The following is a 13,627-nucleotide window of genomic DNA, read 5'->3' as shown; positions in this document are numbered from 1 at the left end:
TCTGTACGGCGGCTCGCCGGGCGAAGGTGCTATTCGGTGTCGGAGGGGCCGGATTTGCGGTCTCCGGCGACGAGGCGGTCGCCTCGGGTCGTGGGCGTGGACGGGGCGTTCGCCGGGGGCTCGGCCGCCGCGTCGCGCGGGGCGTCGGCGGACTTGGACGGGCGTCTGGTCCTGGGGGGCTTCCGCGGCGCGGTGACCTCGGCCGAGTCGGCCGAGTCGGCGGAGGCGGCACGGGTCGCCGAGCCTTCACGGGTCGCCGGGCCCGCCGTGGCTGCCGGTCCGGTCGGGTTTCCCAGCCCGGTCGGGCTTCCTGGGCCCGTGCCGGCCGGGCCGGGACTGTCGCCGGGCTGGTTCTTGACCTTGGGGAACGTCACGGGGCCCGCCGGTGTCCCGGGGGTCTTGGTGTCCGTGCCGGCAGAGGGGGCGTCCGCCGGGCGGGCGTCGGCCGGGGCAGGACGGGCCGGCTCGCGCCAGGAGGAGATGACGTCGTCCGCCTCCGCGTCGGCGGCCATCTCGTCGGTGGCCTTGGCCTCGCGCCGCCGGATGACGACGAGGTGGTCGATGGACAGCCGCCCCGCGCCGACGACCGCCAGCAGCACCGAGGCCGCTCCGAGCGCGACGATCAGGCTGATGTCCCCGCCGGTCAGGGGGAGGCCGGTGTCCCCGCTGACGAGCACGAACACCGCCAGCGCCTCGGCGAACAGGACGAGCCCGCAGGCCGGGACGGCGAGGCCCCCGACCAGCAGCGCCCCGCCGAGGAGTTCGATGAGCATGGTGCCGGCGGCCCAGACGCCGGGTCCGGGAGCGCCCATCTTCGCGAACTGATCGCCTGTCGCGGTCAGCCCGAACTCGAGCTTGTGCCAGCCGTTGGCGAAGAAGATCCCGCCGACGCCCAGCCGGGCGGCCAGCGAAGCGAGATCCTGGAGGGCTCGTCTCACGGTAGCCATTCTGTAGGGGTCTGTCCGTGTTGCACAGCCACTTGCCCCGTATCCCGCCTGTTATGCCTGGAGGAGCCCTTCGTCCCACCCACAGAGGTGCACACAGGCACGCAAGAGGGGCGGCGGGACACCCAGGAGCCCGATGCTCACCGTCACGGTCGTGTGCAGGGCGGAGACGAACGCGACGCGCGCGCCGTCCAGCAGCGCGGTGCCCGCCGTTCCGCCGACCTCCCGGGCGACGTGCGCGGCGGAGGCCAGTGACTCCCGCGCCTGGCCCATCGCCCGCGGCGGCACCCCGGGTACGGCGGCGACACCGGGCGCGTAGACGGCCGCGGTGATCGTGCCGAGCACGGCGACGCCGAGGCCCGCGCCGAGCTCGTACACCGTCTCCTCGATCGCGGCCGCGCCGCCGGCGCGCGAGGCGGGGGCCGAGGCCATGATGGTGTCGGACGCGGCCAGCAGGGAGACCTCCACCCGATGATCTTGGTGCGCCGGTCCGGACGGGGGAGCTGGCGCGGCCGGACGCCCGGTCTCCAGGGGCTTGTGGGAACCCTGATCAACCTGGGGCGATCCAGACCTCTCTAGAGAGCTATAGGTATATGTCCGGCATCTAGGCAAGCGGTGATCCGCAACAGACCATGACTGACGTGGGGAACACCAGTGAGTCCGATCCCTCTCCGGTGCCATCCCCGCGAGACCGCTCCGATCCCCGGGCATGGTGCGTGGTGGCCGTGGCAAGGCTGGCACGCGACCAGCCGGAGGGAGCACTGGAGGCCGCCGGCGAGGCGGTCGAACGTGATCCCGACGGCGAATGGGGACATCGGCTGATGAGTCTCGCCCTAGAACGCCTCGGCCGCGACTCCGAGGCGGTCGTCGCGGCTCAGGACGCCGTCCGGCTCGCACCCGGCTCCTGGGCCGCGCGGCTAAGGCTCGGCTCGGCCCTGCGCCGGCTCCCCGGCCGGTGGAGGGACGCGTGGGCCCAGGCCCAGAAGGCCGTTCGCTTCGCGCCCGAGCAACCCGACCCGCACGTCCTCATCGGCGACCTCGCCCTGGTCCGCGGCGACCACGAGCAGGCCGCCGCCGCCTACCGCGCCGCGCTGCGGCGCGACGACGACCATCCCGGCGCGCGGATCAACCTCGGCCTCACCTTCCTGCGCTGGGACCGTCCCCGCGACCACCACGACCCGACCTGGGAGGTCGACCCGCGCGAGACCGCCCGCGCCCGCCGCGCCCTGGAACTGTGGGCGCGCCAGGTCCGCGCCCTGCTCGTGTTCGGCCTCGCCGCCGTGGCGGTCCTGTCCTTCTGGTACGGCCTGCGGACGGAGGCACGCCTCGCCGGCGCCGCCGCGCTCGTCCTCGCCGCGGCCGTCACCGTGCGGCAGGCCAGGAAGATCACGGTGTGGCGGTACGTGCCGGGCATGCTCGCCCGCGACCTGTGGCTGGCGGTGGCCGTGTCGGTCACACTGCTGGCGACGGCCGCTCACGTCGCCGCGCTGGCCACCCTGCCGGCCTGGTCGCTCGCCGACGCGGCCGTCCCGCTCGTCTCCGCGGCCTCGCCCCTGATGCGCTGGGACGACGTCCTCGGCGCGTTCTGCGCCGGGCTCTTCGGCCTGGTCCTGTTCAACGGCGTCGCCGTGCTGCTGTTCCGCGGTCTCGCCGAGGCCTGGCGGGGCAGGCCCGTACGGGCGCTCGCCGAGTTCACGGCCGTCCCTCCCGAGCGGGTCGGCCTGCGCGACACCGGCGTCACCCTGTGGATTGTCGCCGCCCGCCTGTGGTTCCTCGTGGCCGCCCTCGCCGTGGTCCCGCCCGCGCTCGGCGAACCGCGGGCCGCGCTGGCGGGGGTGCTCGTCCCCGCGGCGATGCTGTACGTGTGGAGGCGGGGCGGGCTGCGGTCGCGGCTGCGCGCGATCCTCGGCGCGGACTGGTCACTGGCGACCGCCCTGGCGTTCCTGCTGCCGGCCTCGGCCGCGCTGGCGGTCGCGGGAGGCGCGGCGACCCTCGGCCTGCGCCCGGTGACCGGCGAGCGGGCGTGGTGGGCGGTCGCGATCGCCCTGCTCGTCGTGATCCTCGCCTTCGCGGCGCGCTCCGCGCGGGCCTGGTGGCGGGGCTCGGCAGGGCCGTGGCGGGCCTCGCTGATCCCCTGCGAGGGCTGTGGCCCCCGCCTGCCGGGCGAGGTCAGCCCGTCGGTCGGCCTCAGCCCCGAGGTACGGCGCGCGTTCACCTACTCCCGCGCGGTCGTGCTGTCCTACGCCGACGCCGCGGGCCCCCGCACGCTCGCCGTCGGCGCCGTGACCTCGGTCAGCGCGTCCGGCGACCTGCGCCTGATCGCCGCCGAGGACGCCTGGGCCGCCGCGGAGCGCGACCCGCGGGTGGCCGTCTTCGTCGCCGACCCCGTCGAACGGAGGTTCTGGGCCGAGGTGCGCGGCATCGCCCTCGCCGACCCCGCGGAGGACGTGCTGCGCGTGACCCCCAAACACGTCCTGGTCGGCGAGTACCCCGGCCGCCACGAGGCCCGCGCCGCGCCCCGTCGCTCCTGACCGCCCCACCCGCCACCCGGTCCGCCCCCGCCCGCGCGCATGGACGCGCGGCGCGCGGTGAAGGGCACAAGGCCGGGGACGCGCGCCGAGGGCCCCGGTGCGGTATAACCGGGAGGCGACCGGGGAGGCAAAATGCGGGACTCCGACAGGGCCCGGCCGGCGGGGCGCGCCGCGGCCCGTGACGCGTTCGAGCGCGTCCGAATAAGTTATTTCCAGCTCTCCCGTGGGACGAGACGGACGATCTTCGCTGCCGTTCTCATCGGCGCCGCCGTCCTGACGGTCCTTCTCGGCTGGCCGTTCCCGGCGTTCGTGGCCGTTCTCTTACTCCTGGGGTACGCGGAACTGACCCTGCGCTTTCCCCGCGCCGCCGCGACCGTCCTGGTCGTGGTGGCGTGGTCGTGTGTGATGGTCGTGATGGGCGGCTACGTGCAGCCGAACTCCGCGCTGCCCACGCTGTTCATCCTGCTCGGCGTGCTGGCGGGCGTGGCCGCCCACCTGATCCGGTGGGTCACGCCCTGGGTGACCACCCTCGCCGCCCTCGGCGCCGCCGCCATGGTGACCTTCGCCGTCGCCACCTTCTCGCCGCAGATCGCGCTGTGGGCGGCCTACGGCGTGGCGGGGGCCGTGCTGGTGTACCGGCTGGTGCAGGCCGGCCAGGTGCGCCGCCGTGCCGCAGCCGCGCAGGCGCAGGCCCCGGCGCAGGTCAGGCAGCGCGCGCGCGACGGCGCCCCCGAGCGGGCCTCCGCGTCCGAGGCCGCCGCGCCGCCGCCCATCTCCGTCGAAGAGGCCCTCGGCGAGCTGGAGAGCATGATCGGCCTGGAGCCGGTCAAAGAGCAGGTGCGCTCGATCGCCGCGTCCATCGAGGCGTCCCGGCTGCGCGCCGAGGCGGGGTACTCCACCGAGCCGCCGATGCGCCATTTCGTCTTCGTGGGCCCGCCCGGCACCGGCAAGACCTCCGTCGCCCGCACCGTCGCCAAGATCTTCTACGCCTTCGGTCTGCTGGAGACCCCGTACGTCGTGGAGGCCCAGCGCGCGGACCTGGTCGGCGAGTTCCTCGGCGCGACGGCCATCAAGACCAACCAGCTGATCGACCAGGCCCTCGGCGGCGTGCTGTTCGTGGACGAGGCGTACAGCCTGATCAACTCCGGGGACGGCCAGCCGGACCGCTTCGGCGCCGAGGCCGTGCAGACCCTGCTCAAGCGCGCAGAGGACGACCGCGACCGGCTCGTCATCATCCTGGCCGGCTACGAGAAGGAGATGGCGGGTTTCCTGTCCTCCAACCCCGGCCTGTCGTCCCGCTTCTCGACCCGCATCAAGTTCCCCACCTACTCACCGCCCGAGCTGCTGCGCATCGTCCAGCTCCTGAGCGTCCGCCGCGGCGAGCGGCTGTCGCCGGACGCCCCGGGCGTGCTGCTCGGCCTGTTCGAGGACGTCCACCGGCGCGGGCTCATCGACGAGCTCGGCAACGCCCGGTTCGCGCGCAGCCTGATCGAGGCGGCGGCCCAGGCCAGGGACGTCCGCGTGGTCGGCGCGGGCGGCGCGCCGAGTCGTGAGGACCTCGTCACCACCACCACAGCCGACCTGACCAAGGCGTTCAACGAGATCACCGCGCGGTTCCGCGGCTACCAGGCCACCCCGAGCCTGGAGGAGGCCCTCGGCGACCTCGACCGCATGGCCGGGCTGGAGCCGGTGAAACGGCAGGTCCGCGCCATCGCGGCCCAGCTCCGCGTCGCGCGGATGCGCCAGGAGCAGGGCCTGCCCGCGCCGCCGCAGATGCGGCACTTCGTCTTCGTCGGGCCTCCGGGCACGGGGAAGACCACCGTGGCCCGGGTGATCGGCCGGGTCTTCGCCGCGCTCGGCCTGCTCTCGCGGCCCGACGTGGTGGAGGCGTCCCGCGCCGACCTGGTCGGCCAGCATCTCGGCGCGACCGCCATCAAGACCAACGAGCTGGTCGACCGCGCGCTCGGCGGCGTGCTGTTCGTGGACGAGGCCTACAGCCTGGTCAACAGCGGCTACCAGGGCGGGGACGCCTTCGGCGCCGAGGCCGTGCAGACCCTGCTCAAGCGCGCCGAGGACGACCGCGACCGGCTGGTCATCATCCTCGCCGGGTACGCCTCCGAGATGGAGCGCTTCCTCGCCACCAACCCCGGCCTGGCGAGCCGGTTCAACCAGCGCGTGACGTTCCCGTCCTACAGCCCCGCCGAGCTGACCGAGATCGCGGGCCTGCTCGCCGAGGGCGCGGGAGACCGCTTCGACGCCTCCGCCGAGCGCGACGTCGCCGACGTGTTCGCGTGGGTCTGCGCCGAGGGCCTGATCGACGAGCTGGGCAACGGCCGCTTCGCGCGGTCGCTGTTCGAGCGGGCGGCGCTCGGGCGCGACGTCCGCCTGGCCGGCCGCGGAGGGACCGCCAGCGCGGAGGAACTGACCACGATCACCAGCGCCGACGTGCGCACCGCCGTGGACGAGCTGGCCGACCGCTAGAACCGCCGCTCCCCCGGAGCCCCTTCCCGAGGTCCCCGAGGCCGCCTCTGAGGCGGCCCGGGCCGACACCCGGCCCGGCTGACGACATTCTTGTCACCATGTGGTTACGCGATGTAGCAGGATGGGCACGCGGGGTCGTGACACCGGCCCTGACGGTTGCGGATCCGGACAGACACGGAGATCGGCGGAAGGGGGGCGATGGCAGGTTTCCTGCTCCGCCGGTTGGTCAACTACGGGGTGCTGATCGCCGTCGCCACGAGCCTGGCCTACGTCCTGGCGGCTCTCGCCCTGGACCCGCGCTCCAATTACGAGGGGCGCAGCCCGCGCCCGCCGGCCGCGGTGGTCGACGCCCAGTTGTCGCTGTACAACCTCAACGACCACACCCCACTGATCCAGCGCTACCTCAGGTGGGCCGGGGACATCGCGCGCGGCGACCTCGGCAGGACGTGGAACGGCGAGCGCGTGAACGCCGAGCTGCGGCGCCGCCTCGGGGTCACCGCGCGGCTGATCCTGCTCGGGCTGGTGATCGGCGGGGTGGCGGGCGTGCTGATCGGCGCGCTGGCCGCCGTGCGGCAGTACGGCTGGTTCGACCGGCTGTCCACCGTCGCCGCGTTCGTCGTGCTCGCCATCCCCACCGTCGTGCTGGCCAATATGCTGATCATCGCCGCCGTGTGGCTGAACGACCGCCTCGGCGTCCAGGTCTTCCTGGTCAGCGGCGAGCAGACCCCGGGCCTGGAGGGCGGGCTGGGCGCGGGCGTGCTCGACCGCGTCAAGCACCTCGCCCTGCCCACGCTCTCGCTCGCGGTCGGGCAGATCGCCGTCTTCAGCCGCTACCAGCGCAACATGATGCTCGACGTGATGGACGCAGACTTCGTCCGCACCGCGATGGCCAAGGGGCTGCGCCGGCGCACGGCCCTGGTCAAGCACGCCCTGCGCACCGCGCTGATCCCCGCGGTCACCTACTTCGCGTTCACGTTCGGCTCGCTGCTCGTGGGCACCACGATCACCGAGTCGGTCTTCGGCTGGCACGGCATGGGGGAGGAACTGGTCGCCTCCATCCGCTCCAACGACGTCAACATGGTCGCGGCGATCAGCTGCTTCGCCGCGCTCGCCGTGCTGACCGCCTCGCTGGCCTCGGACGTCCTGCAGGCCGTCCTCGACCCGAGGGTCAGGGTGGCCTAGATGATGACGCTCCCGGAGGAGGAGTTCGCCGAGGTCGCGGCCGGCGCCGGGCAGGGCCGCGTCCCGTCGAGGACGCGCGTCGTGGCCGCGCGGTTCTTCGCCACCGGTCAGGGACGCCTCGGCTTCGCGCTGCTGGCGCTCATGTTCCTGCTGGCGTTCGCCGGGCCGCTGGCCTACCCCTGGTCCTACACCGACATGGACTTCTCGGCGTTCATGCGGCCGCCCTCGCCCGCCCACTGGTTCGGCACGCTGCAGACCGGCTCGGACGTCTTCGCCGTCACCATGCGTGGCGCGCAGAAGTCGCTGATCGTCGGCCTGCTGGTGGCCGTGGTGTCCACCGGCGTCGCGGCGGCCGTCGGCTCGGTCGCCGGCTACTTCCTGGGCTGGACCGACCGCACGCTCATGTGGGTGGCCGACCTGCTGCTGGTCCTTCCCGCGTTCCTGATCCTCGCGATCATGTCACCGCTGCTGGCGGGCGGGCGGTGGCTGCTGTTCGTCATCATGCTGGCGCTGTTCCTGTGGATGATCACCTCGAAGATCGTCCGGGGCATGACCAAGGCGATCAAGGAGCGCGAGTACGTCACGGCGGCGCGGTTCATGGGCGTGCCGCCCGCGAAGATCATCTACCGGCACGTCATCCCCAACCTCGCCTCGCTGCTGGTCGTGGACGCCACGCTGAACGTCAGCGCGGCCATCCTCACCGAGACGACGCTCTCGTACTTCGGGTTCGGCATCCAGCCGCCCGACGTCTCGCTCGGCGGCCTGATCGCCGACGGCTCCCGGACGGCGCTCTACGCGCCCTGGACGTTCTGGTTCGCGGCCGGCGGTCTGGTCGTCACCATCCTCGCGGTCAACCTCGTCGGCGACTCCCTGCGGGACGCGCTCGACCCCGGCGCCGGGGGACGGGCATGACGCCGCCTGTTCTGGAGGTCGGCGACCTGGAGGTGCGCTTCGGCGACGTCCCGGTGGTGCGCGGGGCGGGCTTCACCGTCGAGCCCGGCGAGGTGCTCGGCGTCGTCGGCGAGTCCGGGGCCGGCAAGTCGGTCACCGCACTCGCCGTCATGGGGCTGCTGCCGCGGCACGCCAAGGTGAGCGGCTCGGTCCTGCTGCACGGCAGAGAGCTGATCGGCGCGCCCGAGAGGGAACTCGCCGCGGTCCGGGGCGACACGATGTCCATGATCTTCCAGGACCCGCTCTCGGCGCTCACCCCCGTCTACCGGGTGGGCGACCAGATCGCCGAGGCCGTGCGCGTCCACCAGCGGGTGAGCAGGGAACGCGCGGCCGGGCGGGCGGTCGAACTGCTCGACCTGGTCGGCATCCCCAACCCCCGGCAGCGGGCCCGCGCCTTCCCGCACGAGTTCTCCGGGGGCATGCGCCAGCGCGCGATGATCGCCATGGCCATCGCCAACGACCCCGATCTGATCATCTGCGATGAGCCGACCACCGCCCTGGACGTCACGATCCAGGCTCAGGTCCTCGAGGTCCTGAAGAGCGCGCAACGCGAGACCGGCGCCGCCATCGTCCTGATCACCCACGACCTCGGCGTCGTCGCGGGGCTCGCCGACCGCGTGCTGGTCATGTACGCCGGGCGCGCGGTCGAGTCCGGAACCGTCCGCGACGTCTACCACCGCTCCCGCATGCCCTACACCATCGGCCTGCTCGGCTCGGTGCCGCGCCTGGACACGGGCCGGGACGTCCCCCTGGTGCCCATCGACGGCAGCCCTCCCTCGGCCGCCGCGCTGCCGCCGGGCTGTCCCTTCGAGCCGCGGTGCCCCATGGCGATCCCCCGGTGCGCCGAGGCCGAGCCCCCGCTCGCCGAGGTCGCCCCGGGCCACCGCGCCGCGTGCGTCCGCGCCGGCGAGATCGGCGAGCCGCGGCCCGTCCCCGCCGCCCCGGCCGCCGTCCCCGCGCCGCGACCCCGCCGGGCGAGTGACGTGGTGCTGGAGGTCGACGGGCTGGTCAAGCACCATCCGCTGACGAAGGGCGCGGTGTTCCGGCGCCGCGTCGGCACCGTCCACGCCGTCGACGGCGTCTCCTTCGACATCCGCGAGGGTGAGACGCTCGGCCTGGTGGGGGAGTCCGGCTGCGGGAAGACCACCGCGCTCATGGAGATCCTGGAGCTCACCCGGCCCCAGCACGGCCGCGTCGTGGTGTTCGGGCGCGACACCGCCGCCCTCACCCCGCCCGACCGCTTCGCCGTCCGCCGTCACCTGCAGGTCGTCTTCCAGGATCCGCTCGCCTCGCTCGACCCCCGCATGACCGTCCACGACATCGTCGGCGAGCCCCTCGTCACCCACGGGCACACCGACACCGGGCCCCGGGTGCGCCGCCTGCTCAGACTCGTCGGGCTCGACCCCTCCCACGCGGCCCGCTATCCGCAGGACTTCTCGGGCGGCCAGCGGCAGCGCATCGCCGTCGCGCGGGCCCTCGCCCTGGAGCCGCGGCTGATCGTCCTGGACGAGCCGGTGTCCGCGCTGGACGTGTCGATCCAGGCCGGGGTGATCAACCTGCTCGCGGGCCTGGCCGACCGGCTCGGGCTGTCCTACCTCTTCGTGGCCCACGACCTCGCCGTCGTCCGCCACATCGCCCACCGCGTGGCCGTCATGTACCTCGGCAGGATCGCCGAGATCGGCGGGACCGACCAGGTGTACCGGTCGCCGATGCACCCGTACACGCAGGCCCTGCTGTCGGCCGTGCCGATCCCCGACCCCGACAAGGAGCGGGAGCGCCGCCGCATCCTGCTCGACGGCGACCTCCCGAGCCCCGCAGACCCCCCTTCCGGCTGCCGGTTCCGCACCCGGTGCCCGAAGTTCAAGGTCCTCACGGACGCGCAGCGGGTCCGCTGCGTCGAGGAGGAGCCCGCCGTACGCCCGATGGAGGGCGACCACGGAGCCTCCTGCCACTACGCGGAGAAGCTCCGCGTCGTCTAGCCGGCGGCGCGAGCGAGACCTACCGATCCGGCCATCTCTGGAGGAGAACGTGGAAGTACCGCCGAAGCCCCGCGCGGGCCGGCCCTCGCCGGCGGGCCGTCGCGGGCGCGTCAGGGTGGCGGGCGCGCCCGTCGCGCTCGCCCTGCTCGTGGCCGCCCTTCCGGGGTGCGGGGGCGGCGACGCGGGAAAAGCGGTCCCCGCCCGCATGCCCAAGGTCATCAAGGCCTTCGACATCAACCCCGCGCCGCGCGAGCGCGTCCGTGACGGCGGCACGCTGCGCTGGGGCATCACCGAGTCGCCCACCCAGTGGAACCTCAACCACGTGGACGGCAACCTCGCCGAGGTCAAGAAGGTCATCGACGCCCTGATGCCCGCCGCCTTCCGCTCCGACAAGAAGGGCACTCCGGTGCCGAACACCGACTACGTCCTGGACGCCCGGGTGATCGCCACCAACCCGCGCCAGGTGGTGGCCTACCGCCTCAACCCCAGGGCCCGCTGGTCGGACGGCAGGCCGATCACCTGGCAGGACTACCAGGCGCAGTGGAAGGCGCTGAGCGGCCGCAGCCTGGACTTCCACGTCGCGGCGACCACCGGCTACCAGGACATCGGCAGGGTGGAGCGCGGCCGGGACGACCACGAGGTGCTGGTGACCTTCGACAACCCCTTCAGCGAGTGGCAGTCGCTGTTCTGGCCGCTCTACCCCAGGTCCACCAACGCCACGCCCGACGCGTTCAACACCGGCTGGCTGAACCGCGTACCGGTGACCGCCGGGCCGTTCAAGTTCGGCGGGTTCGACCCGACCGCCAAGACGATCACCGTCGTCCGCGACGACCAGTGGTGGGGGGCGAGGGCCAAGCTCGACAAGATCATTTACCGGTCACTGGCCACGGACGCGCTGGTCGGGGCGTTCACCAACGGCGAGCTCGACGTGTTCGACGTCGGCCCGTCCGCCCCCGACTACGCCCGGGCCAGGAACGCCAGGGGAGCGGTCATCCGGCAGGCCGCCGGCCCGGACTTCCGGCACTTCACCTTCAACGGCGAGAGCCCGGCCCTGGCCGACCCGCGCGTGCGGCAGGCGATCGTCCTCGGCCTCGACCGGGCGGCGATCACACGGTCCGACCTGCAGGGGCTGGGCTGGAACGGAGCCCTGCTCAACAACCACTTCTACATGAACACCCAGGAGGGCTACCAGGACAACGCCGGCGCGCTCGGCAAGTACGACCCGGCCAAGGCCGAGAAGATGCTGGACGCCGCCGGCTGGCACCGGGCGAGCCCGACCCGCGTGAAGTCCGGCAAGGAGCTCGGCGTGCGGTTCGTGATCCCGTCCGGGCTGCCGCTCAGCAAGGGGGAGGCCGAGCTGACCCAGGCGATGCTGGGCAAGATCGGCGTCAAGGTGACGATCCAGTCGGTCCCGAGCGACGACTTCTTCGCCAAATACATCATCCCCGGCAACTTCGACATCGCGCCATTCTCCTACATCGGCACGCCCTTCCCGATCTCCAGCAGCTACGGCACCTACGCCGACGCCACCAAGGGCCCGGGCGGCAAGGTCCAGTGGAACGCCAACTTCGGCAGGACCGGCTCGCCTGAGATCGACCTGGCCATGCGGCGGGCGTCTTCCAACCTCAACCCGGAGCGGGCCCGGGGCGACGCCAACGAGGCCGACCGGCTGATCTGGCAGAAGGTCAACGTCCTGCCGCTCTACCAGCGGCCGCAGAACTGGGGGGTCAAGTCCACGCTGGCCAACATCGGCGCCCCGGGCTTCTACACCCTGAAATACGCCGACATCGGCTTCCTGCGCTGACAGTGAGGATGTAGGTGAACCCCTCCAGGCCCGGCGGGCCGGCGCGGGCGCCTCGACGGCCCCGGTGATGATCCGCTTCGTCCTCAGGGCGCCGGCGGAGGCTCGTCGGGGATGTCGGCGATGTCGTCGAGCGCGGCGGCCAGCTCGTCCGGGTGGTCGCCGATGCGCTCGGCGATCTCCATGAGCACGTGCAGCACGTCGTGGCGGTCGTGGCCGAGGTCGAGCAGCCGCTGCGCGGCCTCCCACAGCTGCTCGGGATCGCCGTTCCACAGGCGGGTCGCGATCTCCTCGTGCCAGGCCAGGTGCTCGGCGAAGTCCGGCCGGTCGCGCTCATCGGCGTGGTCGATCTCCAGAAGGACGCGCCGGTCGGCGTCCTCGGCCGGGTGCAGGGACGACAGGTCGATCTCGCCGCGCGTGCCGTCCAGGAACGGGAAGGCGAACGCGCGTCGCGGCAGCGCGGACAGATCGCCGTCCGGCAGCAGTCTGCGCACGAGGGAGCGGTCCAGACCGAACGTCGTCGGGTCGCGGTAGGCCTCGGTGAAGCGCCCCATCGCCTCGTAGACGGCGTCCAGCGTCGCCCTGAGCCCTTCGTCGGGCAGGCCGGTCTTCGGGGCCGCGAATCGCACCCAGGACAGCAGGACGTGCGGCATGGCGTCCTGCTCGGCCGGGTCCAGGAGCACCTTGCGGGGCAGCCAGTCCAGCAGGAACGTCTCGCACTTGGTCGGGCTGACCCGCAGCGGCCGGTTGAAGTCCTGGTCGCAGCCGTAGTCGATGATGTGGTCGGCGCACCGCGAGGCCGCCGAGGGGTCCGACAGGTGCTCGGCGGCGTCGGAGGCCAGGAACTCGGCCGCCAGCATCGCCCGCCGGTCGCGGCTGTACGGGGCCTCGCTGAGCAGAGGGGCGGGACGCTTGCGGCCCGGGGGCAGGGCCTTGATGCGGGCCCTGGCGAAGGCGTGGTAGGCGCTGTAGCTGTCGCTGACGACGTTGGTCGACCTGCGGCGGCCCAGGGTCTCGGCCGTGGCCTTCATCGCGAACTCCAGGAGCGCCCGCGCCTGCTGGGGCTCCAGCTCCTCGAAGCGCAGCATCGGGTTGCCCGCCGCCTCGATGCCGGCCTTCTCCAGCAGCGTGTCCACCTGGGAGGAGACCCAGGCGTCCCGGGCCATGCCCCGCATGTTGTAGTCGACGATCACCACCAGGGCGTGCGGATCCTCGGCCGGGCACTGCGGCGCCGCGCAGCCCTCGGCGTCCCGCTCGCCCTCGCCCGCGGCCTCCACGGCGCCAGGAGCCGTCCGCGGGACGCCGCGGTAGGCGAACGTGCACACCACCGTGTCCTGGTCGCCGTAGGCGTCCCTGGAGACGTAGCAGCCCTGCGGCTTGACCGCCCCGACGCGCTCGGCCCACCGCGGCCTGGCGACGTCCGACTCCATCAGCGCCAGCGCGGCACCCTCGGCCTTGGCGGCCTGCCGGGCGGTGCCCAGATAGGCCACCGCGACCAGCAGCGTGAGCGCGGCGGGCGTGCCGGCCTTGGCGGCGTAGTCGACGAGGCCCTCGCCGAGGAACTCCTCGACGTCGCCCCGGCGCAGCCGCCGGCCCCACCAGGCGCCCAGCATGTCGGACACCATCAGCTCGGCGTCCAGCGGGCTGCGGACGGCCAGCAGCTCGCGCGCCGCCACGAGCATCTCGGCGAACACGTCGTCCGGCGGCGGGGTCCCCCTGGGGTCTCGGCGTCGTCGGCGGCTCACGCCCCTTACCTTC

General features: G+C 73.3%; 9 protein-coding genes. 6 read left to right on the top strand and 3 right to left on the bottom strand.

Annotation, left to right across the window (positions count from 1 at the left end):
* Positions 1 to 29 precede the first annotated feature (29 nt).
* Complete coding sequence (locus AB0M95_RS08155) at positions 30 to 938, bottom strand: DoxX family protein (RefSeq protein ID WP_363761096.1); 909 nt, start codon at positions 936 to 938, stop codon at positions 30 to 32.
* Between the two features lie 60 nt (positions 939 to 998).
* Positions 999 to 1,412 (bottom strand): hypothetical protein, encoded by a 414-nt coding sequence (locus AB0M95_RS08150; protein WP_363761094.1) that lies wholly within the window; start codon positions 1,410 to 1,412, stop codon positions 999 to 1,001.
* Between the two features lie 257 nt (positions 1,413 to 1,669).
* On the opposite strand from AB0M95_RS08150, the gene AB0M95_RS08145 reads away from it, so the two are divergent.
* From AB0M95_RS08145 to AB0M95_RS08120, 6 genes are all read left to right on the top strand, one after another.
* Entirely contained in the window at positions 1,670 to 3,475 is a 1,806-nt protein-coding gene (locus AB0M95_RS08145) for a hypothetical protein (protein WP_363761092.1), read from the top strand.
* A 132-nt stretch (positions 3,476 to 3,607) separates the two neighbouring features.
* On the top strand, positions 3,608 to 5,956 hold the full coding sequence (locus AB0M95_RS08140; protein WP_363761090.1) for an AAA family ATPase: 2,349 nt from the start codon (positions 3,608 to 3,610) through the stop codon (positions 5,954 to 5,956).
* Between the two features lie 198 nt (positions 5,957 to 6,154).
* The gene (locus AB0M95_RS08135) at positions 6,155 to 7,138 is read left to right on the top strand and encodes an ABC transporter permease (protein WP_363761088.1); all 984 of its coding nucleotides are present in this window, start codon (positions 6,155 to 6,157) and stop codon (positions 7,136 to 7,138) included.
* Between the two features lie 3 nt (positions 7,139 to 7,141).
* Positions 7,142 to 8,050, top strand: a complete 909-nt coding sequence (locus AB0M95_RS08130; RefSeq protein WP_363761237.1) for an ABC transporter permease — start codon at positions 7,142 to 7,144, stop codon at positions 8,048 to 8,050.
* Positions 8,047 to 10,068, top strand: a complete 2,022-nt coding sequence (locus AB0M95_RS08125; protein WP_363761086.1) for an ABC transporter ATP-binding protein — start codon at positions 8,047 to 8,049, stop codon at positions 10,066 to 10,068. The genes AB0M95_RS08130 and AB0M95_RS08125 overlap by 4 nt, the downstream gene beginning before the upstream one ends.
* A gap of 49 nt (positions 10,069 to 10,117) precedes the next feature.
* Positions 10,118 to 11,872: an ABC transporter family substrate-binding protein gene (locus AB0M95_RS08120; RefSeq protein WP_363761084.1), complete on the top strand. Its 1,755-nt coding sequence runs from the start codon at positions 10,118 to 10,120 to the stop codon at positions 11,870 to 11,872.
* Between the two features lie 83 nt (positions 11,873 to 11,955).
* Here AB0M95_RS08120 and AB0M95_RS08115 read toward each other — a convergent pair whose 3' ends face one another.
* Positions 11,956 to 13,551, bottom strand: coding sequence for a hypothetical protein (locus AB0M95_RS08115; protein ID WP_363761235.1), 1,596 nt, complete (start codon positions 13,549 to 13,551; stop codon positions 11,956 to 11,958).
* Positions 13,552 to 13,627: the final 76 nt, after the last annotated feature.

This window comes from Sphaerisporangium sp. NPDC051017 (assembly GCF_040683095.1).
Lineage (GTDB): Bacteria > Actinomycetota > Actinomycetes > Streptosporangiales > Streptosporangiaceae > Sphaerisporangium.
This window is presented reverse-complemented; position numbering and strand designations above follow the sequence as displayed.

Bases quoted from the DNA above. Each gene is read 5' to 3' on its own strand.
- AB0M95_RS08140 (WP_363761090.1), top strand. From the start codon at position 3,608: ATGCGGGACTCCGACAGGGCCCGGCCGGCGGGGCGCGCCGCGGCCCGT.
- AB0M95_RS08125 (WP_363761086.1), top strand. From the start codon at position 8,047: ATGACGCCGCCTGTTCTGGAGGTCGGCGACCTGGAGGTGCGCTTCGGC.
- AB0M95_RS08135 (WP_363761088.1), top strand. From the start codon at position 6,155: ATGGCAGGTTTCCTGCTCCGCCGGTTGGTCAACTACGGGGTGCTGATC.
- AB0M95_RS08130 (WP_363761237.1), top strand. From the start codon at position 7,142: ATGACGCTCCCGGAGGAGGAGTTCGCCGAGGTCGCGGCCGGCGCCGGG.
- AB0M95_RS08115 (WP_363761235.1), bottom strand. From the start codon at position 13,551: ATGCTCGTGGCGGCGCGCGAGCTGCTGGCCGTCCGCAGCCCGCTGGAC.